The sequence below is a fragment of the Corynebacterium sp. AOP40-9SA-29 genome (assembly GCF_052377405.1).
Lineage (GTDB): Bacteria > Actinomycetota > Actinomycetes > Mycobacteriales > Mycobacteriaceae > Corynebacterium.
In genome coordinates, this window is record NZ_JBQSWR010000003.1 from 66,778 (window position 1) to 89,263 (window position 22,486).

Annotated in this window: 20 protein-coding genes; 5 read left to right on the forward strand and 15 right to left on the reverse strand. The window is 66.9% G+C overall.

Features of this window, described 5'->3' with window-relative positions; translation table 11 throughout:
- Window positions 1–99: 99 nt before the first annotated feature.
- The 10 genes from ACT3SZ_RS06945 to ACT3SZ_RS06990 all read right to left on the reverse strand — a co-directional run bounded on the left by ACT3SZ_RS06945 (window position 100) and on the right by ACT3SZ_RS06990 (window position 11,335).
- Window positions 100–849 (reverse strand): ABC transporter permease, encoded by a 750-nt coding sequence (locus ACT3SZ_RS06945; protein WP_444617760.1) that lies wholly within the window; start codon window positions 847–849, stop codon window positions 100–102.
- Window positions 850–857: 8 nt separating this feature from the next.
- Window positions 858–1,613: an iron ABC transporter ATP-binding protein gene (locus ACT3SZ_RS06950; RefSeq protein ID WP_441579461.1), complete on the reverse strand. Its 756-nt coding sequence runs from the start codon at window positions 1,611–1,613 to the stop codon at window positions 858–860.
- Window positions 1,610–2,713: an iron chelate uptake ABC transporter family permease subunit gene (locus tag ACT3SZ_RS06955; protein WP_444617762.1), complete on the reverse strand. Its 1,104-nt coding sequence runs from the start codon at window positions 2,711–2,713 to the stop codon at window positions 1,610–1,612. The genes ACT3SZ_RS06950 and ACT3SZ_RS06955 overlap by 4 nt, the downstream gene beginning before the upstream one ends.
- Complete coding sequence (locus ACT3SZ_RS06960) at window positions 2,703–3,722, reverse strand: ABC transporter permease (RefSeq protein WP_444617764.1); 1,020 nt, start codon at window positions 3,720–3,722, stop codon at window positions 2,703–2,705. Before ACT3SZ_RS06960 ends, ACT3SZ_RS06955 begins: the two co-directional genes overlap by 11 nt.
- 146 nt (window positions 3,723–3,868) lie before the next feature.
- Window positions 3,869–4,897: a siderophore ABC transporter substrate-binding protein gene (locus ACT3SZ_RS06965; RefSeq protein ID WP_444617765.1), complete on the reverse strand. Its 1,029-nt coding sequence runs from the start codon at window positions 4,895–4,897 to the stop codon at window positions 3,869–3,871.
- Between the two features lie 421 nt (window positions 4,898–5,318).
- Window positions 5,319–6,368, reverse strand: a complete 1,050-nt coding sequence (locus ACT3SZ_RS06970) for an LLM class flavin-dependent oxidoreductase (RefSeq protein WP_444617767.1) — start codon at window positions 6,366–6,368, stop codon at window positions 5,319–5,321.
- Between the two features lie 21 nt (window positions 6,369–6,389).
- Entirely contained in the window at window positions 6,390–6,893 is a 504-nt protein-coding gene (locus ACT3SZ_RS06975; RefSeq protein ID WP_444617768.1) for an HdeD family acid-resistance protein, read from the reverse strand.
- 174 nt (window positions 6,894–7,067) lie between these two features.
- Window positions 7,068–7,643, reverse strand: coding sequence for an HdeD family acid-resistance protein (locus ACT3SZ_RS06980; protein ID WP_444617769.1), 576 nt, complete (start codon window positions 7,641–7,643; stop codon window positions 7,068–7,070).
- Window positions 7,644–7,745: 102 nt separating this feature from the next.
- The gene (locus ACT3SZ_RS06985; RefSeq protein ID WP_444617771.1) at window positions 7,746–9,512 is read right to left on the reverse strand and encodes an ABC transporter ATP-binding protein; all 1,767 of its coding nucleotides are present in this window, start codon (window positions 9,510–9,512) and stop codon (window positions 7,746–7,748) included.
- Complete coding sequence (locus tag ACT3SZ_RS06990) at window positions 9,509–11,335, reverse strand: ABC transporter transmembrane domain-containing protein (protein WP_444617773.1); 1,827 nt, start codon at window positions 11,333–11,335, stop codon at window positions 9,509–9,511. The genes ACT3SZ_RS06985 and ACT3SZ_RS06990 overlap by 4 nt, the downstream gene beginning before the upstream one ends.
- A 160-nt stretch (window positions 11,336–11,495) precedes the next feature.
- Between ACT3SZ_RS06990 and ACT3SZ_RS06995 the strand changes: the two genes are divergently transcribed.
- Window positions 11,496–12,305: a MurR/RpiR family transcriptional regulator gene (locus tag ACT3SZ_RS06995; protein ID WP_444617775.1), complete on the forward strand. Its 810-nt coding sequence runs from the start codon at window positions 11,496–11,498 to the stop codon at window positions 12,303–12,305.
- A gap of 5 nt (window positions 12,306–12,310) precedes the next feature.
- Here the strand turns inward: ACT3SZ_RS06995 and ACT3SZ_RS07000 are convergent, their stop codons facing one another.
- Entirely contained in the window at window positions 12,311–13,105 is a 795-nt protein-coding gene (locus ACT3SZ_RS07000; protein ID WP_444617777.1) for a VOC family protein, read from the reverse strand.
- An 805-nt stretch (window positions 13,106–13,910) separates the two neighbouring features.
- Window positions 13,911–14,279: a hypothetical protein gene (locus tag ACT3SZ_RS07005; RefSeq protein WP_444617779.1), complete on the reverse strand. Its 369-nt coding sequence runs from the start codon at window positions 14,277–14,279 to the stop codon at window positions 13,911–13,913.
- A gap of 134 nt (window positions 14,280–14,413) precedes the next feature.
- On the opposite strand from ACT3SZ_RS07005, the gene ACT3SZ_RS07010 reads away from it, so the two are divergent.
- The gene (locus ACT3SZ_RS07010) at window positions 14,414–15,313 is read left to right on the forward strand and encodes a cytochrome b/b6 domain-containing protein (RefSeq protein WP_444617781.1); all 900 of its coding nucleotides are present in this window, start codon (window positions 14,414–14,416) and stop codon (window positions 15,311–15,313) included.
- A gap of 104 nt (window positions 15,314–15,417) precedes the next feature.
- Here the strand turns inward: ACT3SZ_RS07010 and ACT3SZ_RS07015 are convergent, their stop codons facing one another.
- The 3 genes from ACT3SZ_RS07015 to ACT3SZ_RS07025 all read right to left on the reverse strand — a co-directional run bounded on the left by ACT3SZ_RS07015 (window position 15,418) and on the right by ACT3SZ_RS07025 (window position 19,248).
- On the reverse strand, window positions 15,418–16,476 hold the full coding sequence (locus tag ACT3SZ_RS07015; protein ID WP_444617783.1) for a lipoate--protein ligase family protein: 1,059 nt from the start codon (window positions 16,474–16,476) through the stop codon (window positions 15,418–15,420).
- A 62-nt stretch (window positions 16,477–16,538) separates the two neighbouring features.
- Complete coding sequence (locus tag ACT3SZ_RS07020; RefSeq protein ID WP_444617785.1) at window positions 16,539–18,674, reverse strand: RecQ family ATP-dependent DNA helicase; 2,136 nt, start codon at window positions 18,672–18,674, stop codon at window positions 16,539–16,541.
- A gap of 73 nt (window positions 18,675–18,747) precedes the next feature.
- Window positions 18,748–19,248 carry a hypothetical protein gene (locus ACT3SZ_RS07025; RefSeq protein ID WP_444617787.1) on the reverse strand — a complete coding sequence of 167 codons (501 nt, stop codon included), beginning with the start codon at window positions 19,246–19,248 and terminating at the stop codon, window positions 18,748–18,750.
- A gap of 80 nt (window positions 19,249–19,328) precedes the next feature.
- Between ACT3SZ_RS07025 and ACT3SZ_RS07030 the strand changes: the two genes are divergently transcribed.
- The 3 genes from ACT3SZ_RS07030 (at window position 19,329) to ACT3SZ_RS07040 (ending at window position 22,464) form a co-directional block, all read left to right on the forward strand.
- Window positions 19,329–20,669: a dicarboxylate/amino acid:cation symporter gene (locus ACT3SZ_RS07030; RefSeq protein WP_444617788.1), complete on the forward strand. Its 1,341-nt coding sequence runs from the start codon at window positions 19,329–19,331 to the stop codon at window positions 20,667–20,669.
- Window positions 20,670–20,733: 64 nt separating this feature from the next.
- Window positions 20,734–21,084 carry a CHY zinc finger protein gene (locus tag ACT3SZ_RS07035; RefSeq protein ID WP_444617789.1) on the forward strand — a complete coding sequence of 117 codons (351 nt, stop codon included), beginning with the start codon at window positions 20,734–20,736 and terminating at the stop codon, window positions 21,082–21,084.
- A gap of 147 nt (window positions 21,085–21,231) precedes the next feature.
- Complete coding sequence (locus tag ACT3SZ_RS07040) at window positions 21,232–22,464, forward strand: oxidoreductase (protein ID WP_444617790.1); 1,233 nt, start codon at window positions 21,232–21,234, stop codon at window positions 22,462–22,464.
- Window positions 22,465–22,486: the final 22 nt, after the last annotated feature.

Genomic DNA, 22,486 nt, shown 5'->3' on the forward strand with positions numbered 1-22,486 from the left:
GCCGGACCCTATTTTGATGATAGGCCTGGCTCAGAAGGATTGGGAAGTGTTCTTCCGCTTCCGGGGTTATGCGGGGGTAAGGCGCTGTGACCGGCGGGTTCAGTCCTTGTCGCGCGGACGGTACAGCGTGGGGGAGAGGCTGAAGGCGATGATCGTCGCGGTGACCGCGCCGGCGGCCATGATGCCGGCGAGCACTACGATCTGGAAGCGTCCTGCGTCCACCGGACTGACGCCGCCGAAGATCGCGCCGACGAACGCGCCGGGCAGGGTGACCAGCCCGGTGGTTTTCGTCTGGTCGGTCGCGGGGATCAGGGCCTCGCGGATGGAGAAGCGGGCGATCTCCAGGGTTGCCTGACGAGGGGTGGCCCCCAGAGCCAGCCAGCCCTCGACCTCGTCCCAGCGTTCCTCGGTGGCCTGGGCCAGGCGTCGTCCGGCAAGAGTGGCGGTGGACATGGCGCCGCCGATGATGATTCCGCCGATGGCCAGGGCGTAGCGCGAGGAGAACTCGATCGCGCCGGTGAGAAAGACCACGGTGAGCACCACGCTCACCCCGGCGGCCATCGCTCCGGTGACCACGAGGAAGCGGTGCAGCGTCCACCCGATGCGGTGGGCGCTGGTCGTGGCGGCGACGAAGAACATCACCACCAGGGCCAGGGCGACCCACCGGGGGTCGGTGATCACCCCGGAGAGCACCACGCTGATCAGGGCCAGCTGGATTGTGCCGCGTCCCACCGCCAGTGCAGTGCTCCAGCGGTGGCCCACGCCGGCCAGGGAGAGCACCGCCACGGCGACGGCCACCAGGACGGCGACGCCGAGCAGACTGTGCCAGATCTCCGGCGTGAACGTCATGGTGTCGCTCAGAAGTAGTTCGCCAGGCGACCGTATTCGGTCTCCAGGACGCGAACGTCGGTGCCGAAGATATCGCTGAGCGTCTCGTCCTGAATGACCTCGTCCGGCGTGCCGAAGACGTTGACCTCGCCATTGGTCATCGCGCAGATGTGGTCGGCGTAGCGGGCGGCGAAGTTGATGTCGTGCAGCACGATGATCACCGTGCGGCCCAGTTCGTCGCAGGCCCGGCGCAGCTGCTTCATCATCTGCACGGAGTGCTTCATGTCGAGGTTGTTCAGCGGCTCATCGAGCAGCACGTACTCGGTGTTCTGCGCCAGCACCATCGCCACGTAGGCGCGCTGGCGCTGACCACCGGAGAGCTGGTCGAGGTAGCGGTTCTCGAACTCGCGGAGGTTGAGGAAGTCGATGGCCTCGGAGATGTACTTCTCGTCCTCCACGTTCAACCGCCCGTGGGAGTAGGGGTAGCGGCCGAAGCCGACCAACTGGCGCACGGTGAGCCGGGTGACGAAGTGGTTCTCCTGGCGCAGGATCGACAGGCGCTTGGCGACCTCGCCGGACGCGGCGGAGGCGATGTCCATGCCGCCGACGGTGATGGTGCCGGTGTCCGGCTTCTGCAGGCGACCGACCATGGTGAGCAGGGTGGACTTGCCGGCACCGTTGGGGCCGACCAGGGCAGTGACGCCGCCAGCCGGGATCTCGAGTGACACCGGGCCGATCGTGGTCTCGGCGCTGTAGGACTTGGAGACGTTGTCGATGGTGATCACAGGCGACCCTTTCGCATGATGAAGAACAGGAAGACGGTTCCGCCGACGAGCTCGATGATGATCGTCACTGCGCCCTCGGCGTAGAAGAAGTTGCGCATGATGAAGTAGGAACCGATCAGCACGAGGTAACCGACCAGGACCGCCACCGGAAGGATCAGGCGGTGGTCGTAGGTGTCGGTGAGCTGGTAGGCCAGCGTAGCCACGAGGAACCCGAGGAAGGTCATCGGGCCAACCATCGAGGTGGTCATCGCCATGAGGATCGCCACCAGCAGGAGCAGGATCATCAGCTCACGCTTGTGGTTCAGGCCCAGGTTGCTGGCGGTGTCCTTGCCGAGCGCGATCACATTCATCCGACGGGAGCGCAGGAGCAGGATGAGGCAGGTCACCACGACGACGGGGATGACGATCGGGAAGTTGTCGGTGTTGGCGTTGCTGATGTTGCCGAAGGTCCGGGCGGTGAGCACGTCGAACTCATTGGGCTCGAGCAGGCGCTGCATGAAGGTCGACAGCGACCGTAGGCCGCCGCCGATGACCACGCCGACCAGCAGCATCACATGGATGTTGCCCAGTTTTCCGGACAGCAGCCAGCTGAACAGTGCCACGGCGAAGACGATCATGAGCAGCGACTGCAGGACGAACTGCCGGGTGCCGGTGAACGCGGCCAGCCCCGCGGTGCCGAGGAAGAAGATCACGCCGGTCTGCACGGCGATGTACAGCGACTCGAAGCCCATGATCGACGGGGTGATGATGCGGTTGTTCGTTGCGGTGTGGAAGGCGACTGTGGCGAAGGCCTGGCAGACCGCGACGATGATCATGGTGATGATCGCGTCGGCGCGCATCCCGGCGATCTTCCAGTACCCCTGGGTGCCGAAGTCCATCGGGTTGCCGTAGCTCATGTGGGCGATGGTGAATCCCACGGCGGCCACGGTCAACACGCTGACCAGGATGATGTACTTGGTGCGCTGGCCGGGGTGGGAGAAGGGGCCGGAGTGGCGTGCCGCCGAACGGACGTCGGACGCCTCGGGAGCGTCCTTTTCCGCTTCGGAGCCAGTGTCGGCGGTGGAGGAGGTCTTCTTCAGGACTGACTTTTTATCGCGCATAACGGCGGCTCCTCACCAGCAGGAAGACGAACACGATGGCGCCGAGGATGCCGAGGATCAGGGATACGGGCACCTCGAAGGGCATGATGACGGTGCGGGCGATGATGTCGCAGATAATCAGGATCCACATGCCGAGCATCGCCACCCAGGGCAGGTTCGATCTCAGGTTGTCGCCGCGGAACATCGAGACGATGTTGGGGACGATCAGGCCCAGGAAGGGCAGGTTACCGACGACCACGGTGACCACCCCGGAGACCACGGCGATCATGAGGATGCCGAGGAACAGGACGCGGCGGTAGTTCAGGCCGACGTTGGTCGCGATGTCCTTGCCCAGGCCGGCGACGGTGAACCGGTCGGCGGCGATGAAGATCAGGACCAGGACGATCAGCACGATGAACAGGAGCTCGTAGCGTCCCCTGACCACGCCGGTGAAGCTGCCCGCGAACCAGATGCCCAGCTGCTGCAGCATATCGGTCTTCAGCGCGACGTAGCTGGACACCGAGCCGACGACCGCGCCGAGCATGATGCCCACGATCGGCACGATCAGCGAGGACTTCAGCGTGACCCGCTGCAGGAACAGGAAGAATACGATCGTGCCGACGAGGGCGAAGATGATGGCACCGACCATGCGGGTCAGCAGGCTGGCACCGGGGATCATCACCATGGTGAGGATCAGGCCCAGCCCCGCCCACTCGGTGGTTCCCGTGGTCGTCGGTTCGACGAACTTATTCTGCGTGAGCAGCTGCATGACCAGACCACACATGGCCATGGCGGCGCCGGCCAGTGCCAGCGCGATCGTGCGCGGCACACGGGTGATGCCGAACATCTTCCAGCCGTCCTCCGCGCCCCGGATGTCGTAGACCCCGATGAACAGGGATGCGATGATCAGGGCCAGGGTGATGCCGATCCCGATCAGGATAGGCCAGGTGGTTCGCCACCATGAGGCCTGCGGTGGCGGTGCCAGGGGAGGGGAGGCCTCATCTGAGGCGGAGGACTGTGCGACGGTCATGGAGATCCTGTCTGTGGAGTGTCGCGGTACTGGTGACACGGGTGCGCCCGAGACGAGACATCCTGCGCAGTTACCTGCGGTAAGGAGGTCCCGTTCCCGGGCGTGTGCTCGACCCGGATGGGCCGTGCGGGTCGTGCTGGAGCGAACTACTCCGAGTCGTGGGCCTCGAAGGCGTCAGCGATGGAGTTGAGAACCTCGGTGTAGGCCTCGATGTCCTCGGTGGTGTAGAAGTCCTGCGGGAAGTAGACGATGTTGTCCTCTTCCACAGCGGTGACGTTCTGCAGGGCCTCAGACTCGGCGATCAGCTCGGCGGCGGACTCGTAGTCAGCCTCGTCGCGAGCGGAGGTGCCGCCGTCGCGGTCCAGGACCATGATCCAGTCCGGGTTGGACTGTGCGATGGCCTCGACGGAGATGTCATCGCCCTGGTGGTTGGACGAACCGTCGTGGTCGTAGGACGGGGTCAGGTCCAGCATGTCGAAGACCGGGCCGACGGAGCGGCCGGTGGACGGTGCGGAGTAGTTGATGTCGCCACCGGAGGTCAGCAGACCCATGACGGTCTCGTCCGAGTTGTAGGCGGCGGCGGCGCGGTCCTTGGCCTCGTCGAAGTTGTCGACGAGAGTCTCAGCCTCGTCCTCCTTCTCGAAGATCTCACCGATCAGGTTGGTGATCTCCTTGAGGGTGTCCTCCAGGGGCTGGTCGTCCTCGCCCTCAGCATCCTGGCCGAAGCTCAGGTCGATGACGGGAACGTCCGGGAGCAGGCTCTTCATCTCGTCGTACTGGCTGGAGTAGCGGTAACCGGTGATGATGAGGTCCGGATCCGAGGCGACGAGCTCCTCGAGGTTCGGCTCGCGGTGCGAACCGGTGTCGTGGATATCCTCATCGTCGTGGTACTTCTCGATGGTGTCCGGGATCAGGGTGACCGGTGCGGAGACCAGGTCGATGTCCCAGTCGGCGAGCACCTGGAAGATGCGGTTGTCGAAGGCCGCGACGCGCTCGGGGTCGGACGGGATTTCGACCTCACCGCGAGCGTCGGTGACGGTACGGGTGTCGCCGTTGTCAGACGAGCTGGAGTCGTCGTCGTCGGACGAGCAGGCGGCAAGTGCTCCCATGGAGAGCACGGCGGTCATGGACACGGCCAGCGCGCGGCTGGACGTGCGGCGGAGGTTGATGCGCATTCGGCGGATTCCCTTTCTTGTCGGCCACACCGCCGGGGTCAACGTCAGAAGGTCCCGGGGGCGTGGCTCGAAGCTAGCTGAGCAAAACTCGTTCAGCGGCAGCGTATCCGAGGTGAACGCGATGCAGCAAAGTGCACCCTAAGCAGAAGAAAGGTTCGGGTGGGTTACCCGCACGGGTGTCGGCGGGATCACCTCCCCGCAGAAAGTATTTATGTCGAGGTCAGCATAGGGATACCGTCGAGGGCAGGTGGGGCTCATGCCAAACGGTATCGGGGGTGAAAATGAGGGGGAGGGCGCGGTGATGAAAACTGCCCTTTGTAGTGCAGGTATGAGCAGTGGCTATGGACACTACAGGCACTACAGTCGCTGTGAATTGGTTCAGCTGACGCGCCGCGTCCTGCTTCCTCTGCCCGCGTCCTATTTAGCGCTGCGGCAGGCCCCAGGCATCGGCGAGGATCTCCATGGCCCTCAGCGAGCCCTCAGTCGACGGCGACTGGATCGCCACCATGAGCTCATCGGCCTGCGCGGTGGCGGTGAAGCCCTCCAGGTATTCGCGCACCTGCTCACCGGTGCCGACAGCGGAGTACTTCAGCATCGACAGGATCTGATCGGCCGCAGGGGAAGACATCAACAGATCCAGGTCCTCCTCGGAGACCTTGCGCCCGCGCAGGGCCATGGTCTCCACGCGGGCCCGGCGGACCTTTTCACTCTGTGCCAGCGCTTCGGACTCGGTGTCGGCGGCGGTCACGTTCACCGCGGCGATCACATAAGGCTCCGGGTGCTCCTTGGAGGGCTGGTAAGTCTGGCGGTAGACCGAGACGGCCTCCTTCAGCGCGTCGGGGGCGAAGTGGGAGGCAAAGGAGTAGGGGATTCCCAGCTGCGCGGCCAACTGCGCGCCGAACAGAGAGGATCCCAGGACGTACACCGGCACATGGGTGTCGGTGCCGGGGATGGCCGTCACGCCCGGCACGCGCGAGCGTCCGGCGAGGTAGCCCTGCAACTCGCGGACGTCGTCGGGGAAGGACTCCGCGGAACGCGGGTCACGGCGCAACGCCATCACGGTGCGCTGGTCGGTACCGGGGGCGCGTCCCACACCCAGGTCGATACGTCCCGGGTAGATCTCCGCCAGGGTGCCGTATTGTTCGGCGATCACCAGGGGGGAGTGGTTCGGCAGCATCACACCACCGGAGCCCAGCCGGATGCTCTCGGTCTTCGCGGCGATGTGGGAGATCAATACCGCCGGCGCGCTGGAGGCGATGGACGACATATTGTGGTGCTCGGAGTACCAGATCCGGGAGTAACCCAGCCGCTCGGCGAGCTGGGCCTGCTCCACGGAACGCTTGAAGGCGTCGCGGGAGGTTTCGCCCTTAAATACGGTGGCGAAGTCGATCAGGGAGAGGGGGACGTGCTTGGCTGTGTTGGACGTGCTGGACGCGTTGTACGTGTTGGTCGTGTCGTCATTGGTTGTCATGTCCACGACCGTACGCCCCGGCTACCGGCTCCGGCGCAACCTGATTCCGATGACGATGGACAGGACGCCGAACAGCAGACCGTAGACGCCGAGCAGCCACGCCAGGGCCACGAGACCACCGGTGGGCTCGGCGAGGGCGACACCGCCGAGCACGACGCCGAAGACGATGTTGAGCAGGCCGGTGGCCAGGCTCCAGCCGCCGGCGCGCGCGGCCGTGCGGGCGATGCCGGTGATGACCAGACCCAGCGCCATGATCCACAGCACCGCCAGGGCGCCGATCACGGCGAAGGCGACGGGGAAGAGCAGGATGGCGACGCCGGCCAGGGCGGTGACCACACCGGAGAACATGGTGAAGCCCCACGCGGCGGCGTGGGAGCGCTGCTGGATGGCCAGGCCCATCGTGCTGAAACCGTCAACCAGTAGCCATAGGCCGATAATCAAGCCCACAACGGTGGCGGTGCCGATGGGGAAGAGGAGCAGCGCCAGACCGATGACGACGCTGAGTCCACCTCTCCACAGCAGCATCCGTCCGCCAGTGTCGCGGAGGTGCCGGCCGAGGTGAGGGCCGGGTACAGCATAAGAACACTCGGAGGTGTCCCCAGGACGGGTAATCATGGCGACCGATCGTAGACCTGTCCGTAGAGACCGCACAACTCCTATGACGGACGCTGTGACAACCCTGGCAACGCCGACGGCGTTTTAGCGGCCTGCGCTGCGCAAACGGAAGGAGAAAATGATCGAGGAGATACCGGTGATGAGGGCAAACACACCGGCGACGACGGCCAGCGTCCACACGTTGTCCGCGGGATTGGTCAGCGACAGCACCAGCAGGGCCATACCGAAGACCACGTTGAGGATGCCGCCGGTGATCGTCCAGCCGCTGCGCAGGGCCCTGGGGACGGTGAGCTGCGAGAACCCGCTGAACACCAGGCCAATGGCCATGAAGATCAGGATGAACATGGAGCTGACCAGCGCGAAGATGCCGGGGATGAACAGGATGGCCACACCGGCGATCACGGTGACAATCCCGGCGGTCAGCGTCCAGCCCCAGGGTGCGTCGGCCTTCTTCAGATCGAAGGCCTCACCGGCGGCGACGAGACCGTCGACGATCATCCAGGCACCGACGAAGATGCTGAGCACGATCGCCGAGCCGAAGGGGAAGAACATCAGCAGCAGGCCGATGATGACGCCGAAGATGCCGCGCCACAGCAGGTACTGGGCGCCGCGTCGGCGAATCTCGCTGAAGATGGGGCCGAGGGTGGGATTAGTAGGCATGGCGTTGGTCATGGCACTGTCGCTTTCCGTCGTGGTCGCGCAGTGGACGCGGCAAGGGAGGTTACCGTGTCAATACTAGCCACGAGTGAAGCAGCGTACCGCTCACCTGTTGGCGTTCCATGCCGCCCATAAATGCGCATAAGGGCCCTTGGCGGCCACGAGGTCGTCGTGGGTGCCGTCCTCCAGTACGCGACCGTGTTCCATGACGACCACCCGGTCGCACACGGCGGCCTGCGACAACCGGTGGGCGATGACCACCCCGGTGCGCCCCTGCAGGGCCACGTCCGCAGCCCGGTCGAGGACGGCGGCCTGCGAGGAGCCGGCCTCGGCGGTGGCCTCGTCGAGGATGACCAGGTCCGGGTCGGCGATAAGCAGCCGGGTCAATGCGAGATGTTGCTCCTGTGCGGCGCTGAGCGGGTGACCCTGCGCGCCGATGGGGGAGTCCAATCCGTCGGGTAACTCCTCCAGTAGTCCGTCGGCGCCGATGCGGTGCAGGGCGTCGAGCAGCGCGGCGTCGTCGCGCCCCGGTGCGGCGAGGGTGAGGTTGTCGCGCAGCGTCCCGGAGAACACATGGGTTTCTTGGCTGACCAGCATGGTGTTCGCCGGGGCGTCGACGGCGCCGGTGGTGGGCACGTGGATACCGGCGATCAGGGCGGCGAGGGTGGTCTTGCCGGCCCCGGAGGTGCCCACCACCGCCACGCGCTGGCCGGCGGGGATGGTCAACGTGAGGTCGTGGAGGACCGGTGCGCCGTCCTGGTAGGCGAAGTCGACGGCGTCGACGCGCACGCCGGACGCTGCGTCCTGCGCGCCCGGAACGTCCTGCGCGCCCGGAACGTCCTGCGTGGTCACGGAATCGGCGAGGTCGGTGACGCCGATGACGCGCGCCAGCGACGCGGCGGCGGCCTGCAGCGAGTCGATCTCCATCATCAGTCCGCGCAGTGGCCCCTGCAGTCGCAGGAAGTACAGCACTGCGGTGGTTGCCGCACCCACGGTCACCAGATCGGCGTCCACCAGCCCGAAGCCGGTGAACAGCACCACGCACATCGCCACGGCGAAGGAGAGGTCGATGCGCCAGGCGAACATGGTCTGCACGGTGCGTGCCCGCAGCGCCCAGGTGGCCACCGCCCACGACGCCATCGCCGTGCGCACCCCATGCCACCCGGACAGCCGGTACGCCAGCACCGTGTCCAGGCCCTTGAGTGCAGAGAGCAGGTGGTGCGCGCGGGTGCCGAAGGCGGCTCGTTCGGCGGCGTACAGCGGCGGGGCCAGACGCACGTACCAGCGCAAAGACAGCCAGTACAGAGGCACGGCGACGAGGAAGACCAGTCCGAAGCGCCAGTCCAATAGGAACAAACCAACCAGGGTCAGCCCGATGGTGAATACCGTGCGCGAGAGCGACGGCAGCACCTGCGACAGGGCCTCGGACACCTGGGCGACGTCGTCGCTGGCCCGGGAGATCAGGTCGCCGGTGCCGGACCGCTCGACCTGTTCCTGCGGCAGGCGCAGCGCGGTGGTCACCAGGCGTTCGCGCAGGGTGGCCAGCAGCCGTTCCAGCACGCGGGAGGCCAGCCACACGCCGAGCACGCTGAGTGCGGAGGCGGCGACGATGGCCACGGCGATCAGGGTGCCGTAGAGCCAGATTGGACGGTGGTCCCCGCCGTCGGAGATGTCATCGACGATGGTGCCGAGCAGTGCGGGGGTCACCAGTTCCAGTGCCGCAGCTGCCGCCGAGATTACCGCGGCGAGGATCAGCAGCCAGCGGCGTGCGGCCAGAGTCTGCCACATTGCCGCGACGCAGCGTCGGCCGGTGGCGACTGGCAGGCGGGTGGGGTTCAGATCGGGGTTCGAATCGGGGTTCGGCTCGCTCACAGTTCCACCACCCGATCGCAGTGCGCCAGCAGGGCGGGGGAGCCGGTGACGACCAGGGTGGTGCGTCCGGCGCGGACGGCCCCGAGGCGTTCGGCGACGGTGTTTTCCGTGACAGCGTCGACCGCGGTGGTCGGGTCGTGCAGGACGAGCACCGGCGGGTCGGCGGCCAGGGCGCGTGCCAGGGCGACGCGTTGGCGTTGCCCACCGGAGAGCCGAGTGCCGCCCTCGCCGACGCGGGTGGCCAGCCCATCCGGCAGCGAGTCGATGATGTCGTCGCAGGACGCCGCGTGCAGCGCGCCGGGAATGCGGGCGGTGGTGGTGGTGCTGCCGCTGGTGCTGTGCGGGTCGAGGTTTTCCTCGATCGTGCCGTCGAACAGGTCGGCGGCATGCGGCGCGGTGAGCACCGTGGTCCGGTAGTCCTCCACGGGCAGCGATGCCGCATCGGTGGTGGTGCTGGTTTCGCCGGTGCCTGGCTGTTCGAGTAGGACGCTGCGCTCGTCGCTGCGCCCGCTACCGTGCGGGGCGCGCCCGTCGGCGAGCAGCGCGACGAGGTCGCGTCCTGCCGTGCCGTCGGCACGCACGCCGAGCAGTTCGCCGGGGGCCGCGCGCAGCACGGTCACCCCGTCGGCGAGCACCGCGATGCCGGACGCACCGGACGCGCCGGACGCTGCGTTCGTGCCGGACGTTGCGTTCGTGCCGGACGCTGTAGCGGCCGTGGCGTCCTGCGCGTGCTCGGTGGGGGTGCGCAGCAGTTCCAGCACGCGCTCGGCGGAGGCCACGCCGGTGGCCCAGATTGCCCCGGAATTGGCCGGCAACATCGTCAAGGGGTTGACCAGGAATTGGGTCACGCCGACGACGGCGACGAGCTCTCCCACGCTGAGGCGTCCGGTGAGGGCGAACCAGGCCGCGCATACCGTCAGCGCGGCGATGAACACGCCGGTGACGGTGTTCATGGAGACCAGGAACAGTGCGCGCGACGTCCTGGCGCGCAATGCCCCGCCCAGCGCGGTGTGGCTGACCTCGGTGTAGCGGGCGGACGCGGCGTCCTCGGCGCGCAGCCCCTTGATCACCCGGTAGCCGGTGATCAGGTCCGTGGCGCGTCCGGTGGCACCGGCGACGAGGGCCTGTTGTTCGCGGCTGCGTCGTTGCAGGGGGCGTCCGGCGGCGGTCATCAACCACAGCATCAACGGGCCGCCGATGAGCACGGCCAGGCCCAGCGGCCAGGAGATCGTGAGCAGGAATACCGCAGAGGCCAGGATCGCGGCGATCTCGCCGACCGGGTAAATGCCCAGTGCCATTGTGCCGGCCAGACGGAAGACGTCACCGGTGGCCACCGACAACATCGCACCGCCAAGGCGGCGGTCCTTCATACCCGCCGGGTCCAGCAGACGGTCGGTGACCTGCATGCGCAGTCGGTGCTGCACGGTCTGCATGCCGAAGAAGCCCAGGCGTCCGCCGAAGCGGAAGGTCAGCGACATCACGATCACGTCGAGCAGTAGAACTGCCGTCCACACCAACAGCTGGGTGAGGTCGCCGGCGGCGATACCGCGGTCGATCGCGACCCCGGCGATGACCGGGAGCGCCGCGGCGGCGATATTCGACAGGATCAGCAGGCCGCCGCCAGGCAGGGTGAATCGCTTGGCGCCGAGGATGACCCGCCAGGTGAAGCGGGCGGGGGAGGGATCGTCGTCGTAGACGATCGGGTCGGCGACGCGGGGACGCTGCGGCGCCTGGAGCACTAGCGGCCAACGGATGCCGAAGGCGTGGCTGCGCAGCGATTCACCGTCGGTCGCGGCCGGCGCGGCCGTCGCGGATCGGGCCATGTGAGGGGGATCTCCTGGTTCTGATGGGGTGATTCTGGGAAATGCTCCCAGATCCTCCGTGCCGGGGAGGTCATGCAGGAAGCAGGTTAGCATGCGGTAACTGAGCGTGACCTCACCTGTGGTCTGTCGTGCCGGTGCTCCAACGCGTAGTGTTTACGACATGGATCTGGTCGAGATGATTGAGTCGCGCCGGAATGACCTTTCTCCCGCGGAGGACAGGGTCGCCGAGTTCATCGCGACGAACCCGCACAGCGTGGGCCACCATTCCGCCTTAAGGCTCGCCGGCGCGGTGGGGGTCAGCGATGCCACCGTGGTGCGCACCGTGCGCAAACTGGGCTTCGCTGGACTCGACGACCTGCGCGAACGCCTCGCCGAGGACCTGTCGCGGCGCGGCAGGATGGGCTCGTCGCTGCGTGACGGGGAGGTGGCTCAGGCCGTCCGACGTCGCGCCGGCGGTGCTGATGCACTGATGGAGCGGGTCGCCGAGGATGATCTCGTCGCCGCCGTGGCGTTGATGGCGGACGCCGGACGGCTCGTGCTCGTCGGGTTCGGGCCGTCGCGCCATATCGCCGAGTACGCCGCGGCGCGGTGCCGCAGGGCGGGTCTACCAGCCGTGGCGATCGGCAGCACCGGAGTGGGTTTCGCCGATGAGCTCGCCACCCTCGCCCCCGGCGATCTGGTGCTGATGCTCGCCTACGACGGCACCTCGGCCGAGGGCGATGTGCTCTTCCACCGGGCTGCTGAACTGGAACTTTCCGTGGTTCAGCTCACCGAGGGGGCGCTGAGCGAGGACCCGCGCGCCACGGTGGCGCTGGGGATAGGACGTGGCGATCCTGAACTCAGTCCCAGCTATGTGCCCACGGTGGCGGTGCTGGAGGTGCTGGTCGTGGCGACGGCGGCGAAGCGTCCGGAACGCAGTGAATACGCCGGGGCGACGGTGGACCGCCTGCGCAGGGCGCTGGACCGGTGATGTGCTCAGTCGCAGGGGATGATCGTGGCGTTGGTGATTTCGACGGGGTTGGCGGGGTCGGCGAGATCGGCGCGCACGACCCCGAACCCGTACAGGCCGGTGGGGGAGCCGTGGGTGAAGCGGACCTCCGCGCCGGGCAGGGGGACGGTCGCGCCGGTGGAGTGGTCGTGCACCGGCAGGTCCAGGACCTCGGCGAGGCGGCCAGCGTCCTCGCGGGGCGCGCTGCTGCGGACGAACAGGCAGGCGATGTCCGGGCCGGTGACGCTGGGCTGCTCGCTGCTCCCGCCCTGAGCCACGCGATACTCGGCGCGCATTCCCGCGATCGTCGACCGCGGCGGATCGTAGCTGACGAAGAAAGGGAACCAGGCTGGGGCGTCAGTAACGAACACCTCGGTGAAGCCGGCGTCCTTGTCTTCCAGACGGATATCGGCGACGTGGACGTCGTGTCCGCTCTCCCGCAGTGAGGCGGCGGTGGCGTGCGCATCCGGCACGTGCACGGCAAAGGCGACCAGGCCCGGGGCGGAGGTGTCGAAAGCCTGGCGCATCAAGGTCATCGATTCGCCGAACGGAGAGTCGGCGACGGCGTTCCAGTCATCGACGACGGCGAGTTCGACGTAGCGTTCATCGTCGATCCCCCAGGCGGCGTTGCGGAACCCGGGCATCGTGAGCGCGGCGTGTGTGGGGAGCCCGACGGCGTCGTAGGCCTTCATCGTGGCATTGAACCCGTCGGGTCCGTCGAGTCCCTTGGTGGCGTGGATGAGGTGGTCGAAGGAGAAGGAGGGTTCGAGGTGGTCACTCATGCGTCGGATACTCGCTTTCCTGCATTGGTGGCGAAAGTGGTGGTGGTGCGATGGCGGAGCGGTGGGCACTGACTGAGGTAAGCCTGGCTACATTCTACGGAGACAGTGCGATGGCGGTGGTGTGGATGGCCGGGGGCTGGGGTGGAAGTGAATTCTCGGTTTTTCGTGACTGACGGCACACGTCCGCTATCCTGTCCCCTGAGGTAGTTATCGTTTCAGAAGAGGCCCAAGTCACATGAGTTCCGTCGCACCTGCCGGGTATGCACCCCGGTCACGTGGTCACCGTGAGGTTGCCACGCGACTTTTTACCTCATCGTTGACGGCGACGTGGTCGGGGTGTCAGCCCCCGTACGTTCCGTCAGGTGAACGGGACTCAGGCCGCCCGACAGTTGCTGCAGGACCGGGAATGCCGGACGCTAAGATCTTCGTGACGGAAGACGGCGACCGCAGGAAAGAACCGTGTGCTGCAGTTCCACAACTCACCAGCGCTATTGACGAGCGAAAGCAGTAGGAGACTACACAATGTCCAACGACGACAAGGCCCAGCCCATCAAGCTGGACCCACAAGTCGCCCAGGCCCCCGGTGCGCCTTCCGTGCCGTCGGCCCCGGCATCGCCCGCCGCTCCGGCTACTCCCGCTGAGCCGGAGACCACTGCTGCGGCTGAGGCGCCGTCCGCCCCTGCAGCGCCCGAGGCCCCTGAGGCCCCTGCTGCGGAGGACGCTTCGGAGGTGACGGAGGCTCCGGCCGCCCCCGGTGCCCCGATGAAGCTCTCCGCGCCGGGTGCTCCGGGTGCTCCGGGTGCGCCTAGTGCTCCTGCTGCTCCGTCGGCCCCGTCGGCCCCGGCTTCTGCTCCCAGTGATCCTTCGGCTCCGGCCGCGCCTGCCGCGCCTGGTGCTCCGGCTGCTCCGTCGGCTCCGGCCGCTCCCGGTGCCCCCGGCGCTCCTGGCGCTCCCGGCGCACCTGCTGCTCCTTCGGCTCCTGGTGCCCCGGGCGCTCCCGGCGCACCTGGTGCTCCCGGTGCCCCGGGCGCTCCCTCAGCACCCGGCGCTCCTGGTGCTCCCGGTGCCCCTGGTGCACCGTCGGCCCCTGGTGCTCCGGGTGCCCCGTCGGCCCCTGGTGCTCCCGGTGCCCCGTCTGCTCCGGCCGCGCCTGGTGCTCCTGGTGCCCCGGCATCCCCGGGTGCTCCCGGCGCTCCGGCAAGCCCCGGTGCCCCTGGTGCTCCGGCGACCCCGGGTGCGGCCGCTGCCAAGCCGAAGGCTGGTGGGACCGCGACCAAGGAGAAGCCGAAGAAGAAGCGCGAGCCGGTCATGATCGGCGAGAAGTCCCTCGGACAGTGGGGCAAGCTCGCCGGCATCGGCCTGGCCGGCGCCGCCGTCCTGGCCGCCGTGGTCATTCTCGGCGCCCGCTGGTTCACCGGGCTCGATGCCGTCTCCAGCTGGATGGTGCGCTACGACGGTGAGTACGACCTGCCCGACTTCGTCGATGACGGATTCCCGGCCTGGGCCCGCTGGAGCCACTTCCTGAACTTCTTCTTCATGGCGATGATCATCCAGTCCGGCCTGCGCGTGCGTCAGCAGCAGAAGCCGCCGGCGGTCTGGCAGCCGAAGAAGGGTGGCAAGAAGATCAGCATCCACCTGTGGCTGCACACCTCCCTCGACGTTCTGTGGATGGTCAACGGACTGGCGTTCATCGTCATGCTGTTCGTCTCCGGCCACTGGGCCAGGATCGTTCCCACCAGCTGGGAGGTCTTCCCCAACGCGCTGTCGTCGATGCTGCAGTACGCCTCGATGCAGTGGCCCGCGGAGAACGGATGGGTCAACTACAACAGCCTGCAGCAGATCATGTACTTCCTGGTCGTGTTCATCGCCGCCCCGCTGGCGATCATCTCCGGTCTGCGTATGAGCGAATGGTGGCCGAAGAACGCCACCAAGCTCAACAAGATCTACCCCGCCCCGGTGGCACGCAAGATCCACTTCCCGACGATGCTCTTCTTCGTCCTGTTCATCGTCGCCCACGTCTTCCTGGTGTTCGCCACCGGCATGACCAAGAACCTGAACCACATGTTCGCCGGCACCCCGGTCGACGGCTGGGGCGGATTCTTCTGGATGCTCGGCGGCGTGCTGCTCACCATCGGCATCCTGTTCGCCACCCGTCCGCTGGTGCTCGCACCGGTCGCCTCGCGCTTCGGACAGGTCAGCGCCCGCTAGTTCGACGGTAGCGCCCACTGGCTCGCCCGGGCGCACACGAAAGCGGGGTCGGTTTCCCGAGAAAGTCAGGGAAACCGACCCCGCTTCGTCACGGGATGGGAGCCTCAGGGCAACCGGTGGGTCCACTCCTCGGTGGAGAACTTCTCCTCGCACCGTGCCCGGGCGACATCAAGGTCAGCCTCGGAGATCGACCCTTCGGTGGCGCCGTACTTGTCCTTGAAGTGTTTGAAGAACACATCCAGGATCTCCGAGCGCGGCATCTGCGTCTGCGAGCGCATCGGGTCGACGCGCTTCACCGCAGAGCGCTGGCCTTTGTCTTTCATCTTCTCCTTGCCGATGCGCAGGACCTCCATCATCTTCTCCGCGTCGATGTCATAGGACATCGTCACGTGATGGACCATCCAGCCGTTGCTGAAACGCTTCTGCGCCGCACCGCCGATCTTGCCCTGCTCCGAGGCGATGTCATTCAACGGCACGTAGCGGGCCCGGATGCCGACCTTCTCCAACGCCTCCATCGTCCACTCGTCGAGGAACGGGTAGGACTGGGCGAAACTAAGCCCGTCCACCAGGGCCTGCGGCACCACCAGGGAGTAGGTCACACAGTTGCCGGGCTCCATGAACATGGCCCCACCGCCGGTGACACGACGCGACACGGTGATCCCGTGACGGGCCGCACCCTCCTGGTTGATCTCATTGGAGTAGGACTGGAAGGAACCGATGACCACCTGCGGGGCATTCCACTCCCACAGCCGCATGAACGGTTTGCGCCGTCCGGCGGCGACCTCGTCGGTGAGCGTCTCATCCAATGCAATGTTCACCATCGGGTCCACACTGGGGCCGTGGATGACATCGAAGTCGAGATCCTCCCAGCTCACCGCATGGCCGAGGGCGCGCCGCACCGCCACGCCGACGCCGTCGGCGGTGATGCCGAACAGGACGTCGTCCTCACGCAGTGACGCCTGGACCCGCTCCGAGATCTGCGCGGCATTCAGATCGGCCGGCGCACCCTCGAGTGCTTCGGTCATTCGGTCGAGGGCCTCGTCCGGCTCGAGGAAGAAGTCACCGGCGATGCGCACGCCCGACAACGTGCCGGGGGAGCCACCCGTGACCTCGAGGTCGACGACGATGAGTTTGCCGCCGAGGACCTTGTATTCTCCGTGCATCTGCTGACACCTTTTCTCCCTGGGATTTTTCCGGGCACCAGCCTACGCGCGGATCCGCCCGGTCAGCCCCGCAGCGCCAGGGCGAAGGGGAGCACCGCACGAGCGCCGGCACGACGCAGCTCACGGCCGGCCATGGTCACCGCCCACCGGGAACCGATCTCGGTGTCGACGAGTAGGACGACCTGGCCGGCGACCGCCTCGGCGGTGGCAGGGTCCACCCGGAAGGCCTCGTGGAGGTTCTGCACCCGGTAGGCGCTGTTGACATCCGGCGAGCCGGGGTCGCGGGTGTAGTCCAGCTGGCCGGCATCGGTCATCCGGCCGATCTGCGCGAGTCCGCGTGCCAGGTCCGCACTCGTCGTTGGACGGGTCACGCTCGGCATGCCGACGACGACCGTGGGACGCTCCTCCCAGTCCCATTCCTTGAGGACAGTGATGCACCAGTCGGCGATGTTCTTCGGCACGGGGGAGTCCTCCGCGCCCTCGGCGAGGAAGCCACGCAGCACCTGACCGGCACCCAGGTCGGTGAACCTGGCGACGGCGCGTCCGGCCGAGACTTTCTCCTCGGCGGGAATCTTCCCCTTCAGCGGCACCCCGATCGTGGCCATGCCCGACGGCCACTGGCCGCGCGGTTCAACCGGCAGGCCGAGTCCGGACAGGATCCGCCGGGCTCCGGAGGCGTTGTCCTCGCTGACCACGCTGTCCCACCACTGCCCGGCGCACACATCGCACCGCCCGCAGTCGTGGGCCTCCGGGTCGTCCAGCGTCTCGGAGAGGAAGCGCATCCGGCACATGGTGCCGGACTCGTACTCCAACATCGCCTCGGCCTCGCGGCGGCGGGCCTGCGCGACCGCGGCGTAGCGCTCGGCGTCGTACGTCCAGGGTGCGCCCGTGGCGACGAAGCCACCCTGCACCCGGTCGACCGCGCCGTCGACCTGCAGGGTCTTGAGCAGGAGATCCAGCCGGGAACGCTTCACCCCGACCATCGGCTCCAGGGCAGGCACGGACAGCGCCGACCCCGAGCCTGCCGCGTCCGACAACGCCGCGAGGACGGCCTGCGCTTCCTGCTCGTCCGGCATTGAGGCGGTGGCGAAGTACTCCCAGATGTTCGGGTCCTCGCCGCCGGGCAACAGCAGGACGTCGGCGTTGTCCGTGGCACGGCCGGCACGTCCGACCTGCTGGTAGTACGCCACCGCGGAGCTCGGGGCGCCCAGGTGCACCACGAAGCCGAGGTCGGGTTTGTCGAACCCCATGCCCAGCGCACTGGTGGCGACCAGCGCCTTGATCTCATTGTCCTTCAACGACTGCTCCAGGCGGGCGCGGTCCTCGGCGTCCGTCCGGCCTGTGTAGGACGCCACGTTCCAGCCCGCCTCGGCCAGTGCGCGGGTCGTGTCCTCTGCCGCCGAGACGGTCAACGCGTAGATGATGCCGGCACCCTGGAAATCCCCGAGATGCTGGGCCAACCAGCCGATACGGTGCTCCGCCGTCGCCGTCGGCGCCACGCCCAGGCGCAGTGAGTCGCGGGACAACGCCCCGCGGACGACCATGGTGTCCTCGCCGAGCTGGGCTGCGACATCGGTGACCACCCGCGAATTCGCCGTCGCCGTGGTTGCCAGCACTGGAAGGTCGGCGGGTAGCCCGTCCAACAAGGACCCGATCCTGCGGTAGTCCGGGCGGAAGTCGTGCCCCCAGTCGGAAATACAGTGCGCCTCGTCCACCACGATCATCCCCACACCCGTGCGCGACGGATCGAGCAGGACGTCCAACACGTTGGTACGGAATTTCGGGTTGGTCAGGCGCTCCGGGGAGATCAGCAGCACGTCCAGCTCACCGGCGGTGAGGCTGTCGAGCACCGCGTCCCACTCCGTGGCGTTCGCCGAGTTGATCGTGGCCGCGTGCACGCCCGCACGCTCGGCGGCAGCGACCTGGTCGCGCATCAACGCCAGCAAGGGGGAGATGATCAACGTGGGGCCACCTGAACTGCCGAAACCTTCGCGGATGAGGCGGGCGGCGACGAAGTACACCGCCGACTTGCCCCAACCGGTGCGCTGCACGACCAGGACGCGTTTGTGGTCATTGACCAGCGCGGCGATGGCGTCGAACTGGCCGTCGCGGAACGCGGCGTCCGGGCGTCCTGTCAGCTCCCGCAGGATCTCGGTGGCGCGGACGAAGAGACGGTCGTCATAGGGGTTGCTCGGCATGGGCCCCACCCTAGAACACGGCACGGACATGAACGTCAGCAATCAACGCCAGCGTTCGAACACCGCCGCCGGCTCAGTTCTCCCGCACCACCACCACACCCAGCGTGACCACGGCAAGGAAGCACACACCGAGCACGGTCGTCACCAGGTAACCCACCACCCACAGGCCGGTGATGTCGTTGGTTCCGGAAGCCACCGCCATCGCCGTGGCGAACCCCGTCAGCCCGGCCAACGCGACGGTGAACGGCCCGGTCCACCGCCATCGCGTCCTCCACGACAACCAGACCAACGCACCGAAGGAGGACGCTGCCGCGCCGACGTACATCAACAATTCCAGATCCCCCGGGAGGCCCAGCGTGAACCACACCAGCCAGAGCACCACACCGGTGACGCCGCCGGCGAGCGCGGCGAGGACGTTCCCCAGCGGGGCGTCCTGCCGCGGTGTCGTCCTGCGCCGTTCGACCAGGTGCACCGCCACCAGCAGTAGCGCGCAGAGCAGGAGCAGCGGGGCACCGGACGTCAGCATGCCGCGACCGATGTCGGCGAGGTCGGCGAGGATGTCCGAGGTGTCCATCCCGCCACTCTAGCGGGTTAACCTCCGGCGTAACTTCGGCGGAATTCGCGTGAAACATGCGAAGAATAGATTCGGACCACATGTCATCGATGAGAAAACGCGCACTCCTGCGCAACCCCGCCCTGCACATCGGCGTCGCTGCCGTCACCGGCATGATCTTCGGCCTGATCGTCGGTGACTGGGCGGCGAACCTGCAGTTCCTTGGTGACATGTTCATCCGGCTGATCCAGATGTCCATCGTGCCGCTGGTCATGGCATCCGTCATTGTGGCAACCGGGTCGATGACCGGCAAAGGCACCGGACGCATGGCGGCGCGCACCTTCGGCTGGATGCTCGCTTTTTCTTTCGTCGCCGCTGTCCTGGCATGGGGACTCGGCACCCTGATCCGTCCCGGCGACGGAATGGTCTTCACCGGCGAACTCGATCCGTCGCTGGAGGAGGGCGCCGAACAGGCCAGTAGCTGGCAGGACACCCTCCTCGGCTTCGTCTCCACCAATATCGTGGAGGCGATGGCGACGGCAGACATGCTGCCGATCATCGTGTTCTCCCTGATCTTCGGCATCGCGCTGAACCGTTACATGGCGCAGACCGGAAACCGCACCCTGATCGGCATCTTCGAAGGCATCCAGGCCGTGGTGCTGACGATGATTCAATACGTGATGTTCATCGCCCCGATCGGTGTGTTCTGCCTGCTAGCGGCGCTGACCGGTGAGCAGGGGGTCTCCGTGATCACCTCGGCAGTGAAGTACCTGGTCGCCACGCTGATCGGCGTGCTGATCCTGATGGTCCTGTTCGTGCTGGTGATCTGGGTGCGGACCAGGCTGAACGTGTGGCTGCTGCCCGGCAAACTCGTGGAGCAGACCGTGGTCGCCGTGACGACCACCAGCTCGGCGGTGACTTTCCCGACCGTGCTGCGCAACACCGTGGAGAAGGTCGGGGTGAGCAAGCGGGTCGCGAACTTCACCCTGTCCATCGGGCTGACGATGGGCTCCTACGGTGCGGTGCTCAACTACATGATCGTGATCTTGTTCCTCGCCCAGGCCGGCGGGGTGGAGCTGAGCTTCGGGCAGATCGTGCTCGGTGTTGCGCTGTCGATCATGTTGAACATGGGCACGATCACCGTGCCAGGCGGCTTCCCGGTGGTCGCGATGTTCCTGGCCGCCTCGCTGGACCTGCCGGTGGAGGCGGTGGGCCTGCTTATCGCGGTGGACTGGTTCACCGGCATCCTGCGCACCTTCCTCAATGTCAACGGCGACACCTTCGTGGCGATGCTCGTCGCGGCCCCCGATGACGAGATCGACCGCGACATCTACTACGGACGTGTGCAGGACGAGGCGGGGGAGGGTGAGCAGGAGGCGGAACAGGAGGGCATGTCAGCTGAGTCATTGCCCAGGGCGAAATCTGGCGATTTTCGTGCATGAGCAATGACTCAGTTGACATCGGACGGTGACATCGGGGGAGTAGAGGTGGCTAGGCTCGGCGATCATGACCGACATGACCGACATGACTGACCCAGGCGAACCGAAGGCACTCATCGGCGGCGTGGGTTGCGTCCACTGGAGCACTCCGCTGGACGTCATCGCGATCCGGTTCCACTGCTGCGGGAGGACCTATCCGTGCCTGCATTGTCACCAGGAGAACGAGGACCATCCCATCGTGGCGTGGCCAGAAGCACTCTTCGATGACGGGGGTGCCGTGTTATGCCGGGTGTGCGGGCACTGGATGACGGTGAACGAGTACCTGGGCTGCGGATCGTCCTGCCCGGCCTGCGCCGCGGCGTTCAACCCCGGGTGCTCCTTGCACGCACACCTGTACTTCGACACCGCGGCACTGTGATAGGGCGTGCGACAGGGGGTGTGCGCTGGGGTATGAGAAAACGTCGGCTATCGGCGGGTACAGTCTGCGGGTGACGGACCGCTGAGCGGTCCCTGACCGACACACCCCGGATCATCACCGGGAAACCTGAACTTTTGGAGAGTCATCGTGCCCCCTACAACGGTCGCCGCGCCCCTGGACCTGCCGTGCGGCACCACGCTGAAGAACCGCCTCGTCAAGGCATCGACGGGTGAGGGACTGGCCACCGCATCGTGGGGCCCGTCCAACCAGCACCTCGACCTGTACCGCCGTTGGGCGGACGGGGGAGCCGGCCTGGTGATCACCGGTGCCGTGATGGTTGATGGCGAGCACCGCGCGGACCCGGACAGCGTGGTCGTCACCGACGACCGGCACCTGGAGAAGCTGCGTGCCTGGGCGACGGCAGGCACGGCGAATGACACGGAACTGTGGATGCAGATCGACCATCCCGGACGGCAGTCGCCGCGCAGCATCAACAAGTTCCCCGTCGCCCCCAGCGCCGTGCCCATGTCCGGGCGCATCGCCCGCTACTTCGGTGAACCGCGTGAGCTCACGGTCTCTGACATCGAGATGCTGGTGTGGCGCTTCGGCTACACCGCCCTGATCGCCCGGGAGACCGGCTTCACCGGCGTGCAGATCCAGGCTGGCCACGGCAACCTGATCAGCGAGTTCCTGTCCCCGGCATCCAACCTGCGTACCGACGAGTACGGCGGTGACCTGGACGGACGTATGCGCGTGCTGCTCGATGTCTACCGCGCGGTGCGTGAGCAGGTCGGCGAGAGCTTCCCGGTGTCGGTGAAGATCAACGCCACCGACGGTATCCCCGGCGGCTTCGCCGAGGACGAGTCCCTCGAGGTCGCTAAGAAGCTCTCCGAGATCGGCGTGGACGTCATCGAGATCTCCGGTGGGACCTACGTCGAACCGCTCATGCAGGGCGATGAGTTCGACGCTACCGGAGCTACCGGGCAGATCTTCTTCGGCGATCACGCCCGTCGTGTCCATGAGGCCATCGATACCCCGGTGATGGTCACGGGCGGATTCCGGTGCGCCGCCGACGTCGAGAAGGGTCTCGATGAGGGCATGGGCGACCTGATCGGCATGGCCCGTCCCATGGTGTTGATCCCGGAACTGGCCAACGAGATCATTGTTCACGGTAACCGCGAGCGGGTGCGTCTGCCCCGCCTCACGACCCACCTGAACTCGCTCGACGACGTGACCGAGTCGCTGGTCGGCACCGCCTGGTACCAGATGCAGATGGACCGTATTACTGACGGACGCTCCATCGGCGGCGACGGGCTGGCCGCCCTGCGGGCCGTCGCGAAGCGCCACGGCATGCGCTCGTTCTTCCCGCGGCGCAAGTAAGGCCGCAGGTAAGAAGGACGGC

Coding starts and splice junctions, on each gene's coding strand:
- ACT3SZ_RS06980 (WP_444617769.1), bottom strand. CDS start 7,643: ATGCCTACTAATCCCACCCTCGGCCCCATCTTCAGCGAGATTCGCCGA.
- ACT3SZ_RS07010 (WP_444617781.1), top strand. CDS start 14,414: ATGATCGGCGAGAAGTCCCTCGGACAGTGGGGCAAGCTCGCCGGCATC.
- ACT3SZ_RS07015 (WP_444617783.1), bottom strand. CDS start 16,476: ATGCACGGAGAATACAAGGTCCTCGGCGGCAAACTCATCGTCGTCGAC.
- ACT3SZ_RS07000 (WP_444617777.1), bottom strand. CDS start 13,105: ATGAGTGACCACCTCGAACCCTCCTTCTCCTTCGACCACCTCATCCAC.
- ACT3SZ_RS06990 (WP_444617773.1), bottom strand. CDS start 11,335: ATGGCCCGATCCGCGACGGCCGCGCCGGCCGCGACCGACGGTGAATCG.
- ACT3SZ_RS07005 (WP_444617779.1), bottom strand. CDS start 14,279: ATGCCGGGGCACCAGGAGCACCAGGCGCGGCCGGAGCAGACGGGGCAC.
- ACT3SZ_RS07025 (WP_444617787.1), bottom strand. CDS start 19,248: ATGGACACCTCGGACATCCTCGCCGACCTCGCCGACATCGGTCGCGGC.
- ACT3SZ_RS06960 (WP_444617764.1), bottom strand. CDS start 3,722: ATGACCGTCGCACAGTCCTCCGCCTCAGATGAGGCCTCCCCTCCCCTG.
- ACT3SZ_RS07030 (WP_444617788.1), top strand. CDS start 19,329: ATGTCATCGATGAGAAAACGCGCACTCCTGCGCAACCCCGCCCTGCAC.
- ACT3SZ_RS06995 (WP_444617775.1), top strand. CDS start 11,496: ATGGATCTGGTCGAGATGATTGAGTCGCGCCGGAATGACCTTTCTCCC.
- ACT3SZ_RS07035 (WP_444617789.1), top strand. CDS start 20,734: ATGACCGACATGACCGACATGACTGACCCAGGCGAACCGAAGGCACTC.
- ACT3SZ_RS06965 (WP_444617765.1), bottom strand. CDS start 4,897: ATGCGCATCAACCTCCGCCGCACGTCCAGCCGCGCGCTGGCCGTGTCC.
- ACT3SZ_RS06970 (WP_444617767.1), bottom strand. CDS start 6,368: ATGACAACCAATGACGACACGACCAACACGTACAACGCGTCCAGCACG.
- ACT3SZ_RS06955 (WP_444617762.1), bottom strand. CDS start 2,713: ATGCGCGATAAAAAGTCAGTCCTGAAGAAGACCTCCTCCACCGCCGAC.
- ACT3SZ_RS06945 (WP_444617760.1), bottom strand. CDS start 849: ATGACGTTCACGCCGGAGATCTGGCACAGTCTGCTCGGCGTCGCCGTC.
- ACT3SZ_RS07020 (WP_444617785.1), bottom strand. CDS start 18,674: ATGCCGAGCAACCCCTATGACGACCGTCTCTTCGTCCGCGCCACCGAG.
- ACT3SZ_RS06975 (WP_444617768.1), bottom strand. CDS start 6,893: ATGCTGCTGTGGAGAGGTGGACTCAGCGTCGTCATCGGTCTGGCGCTG.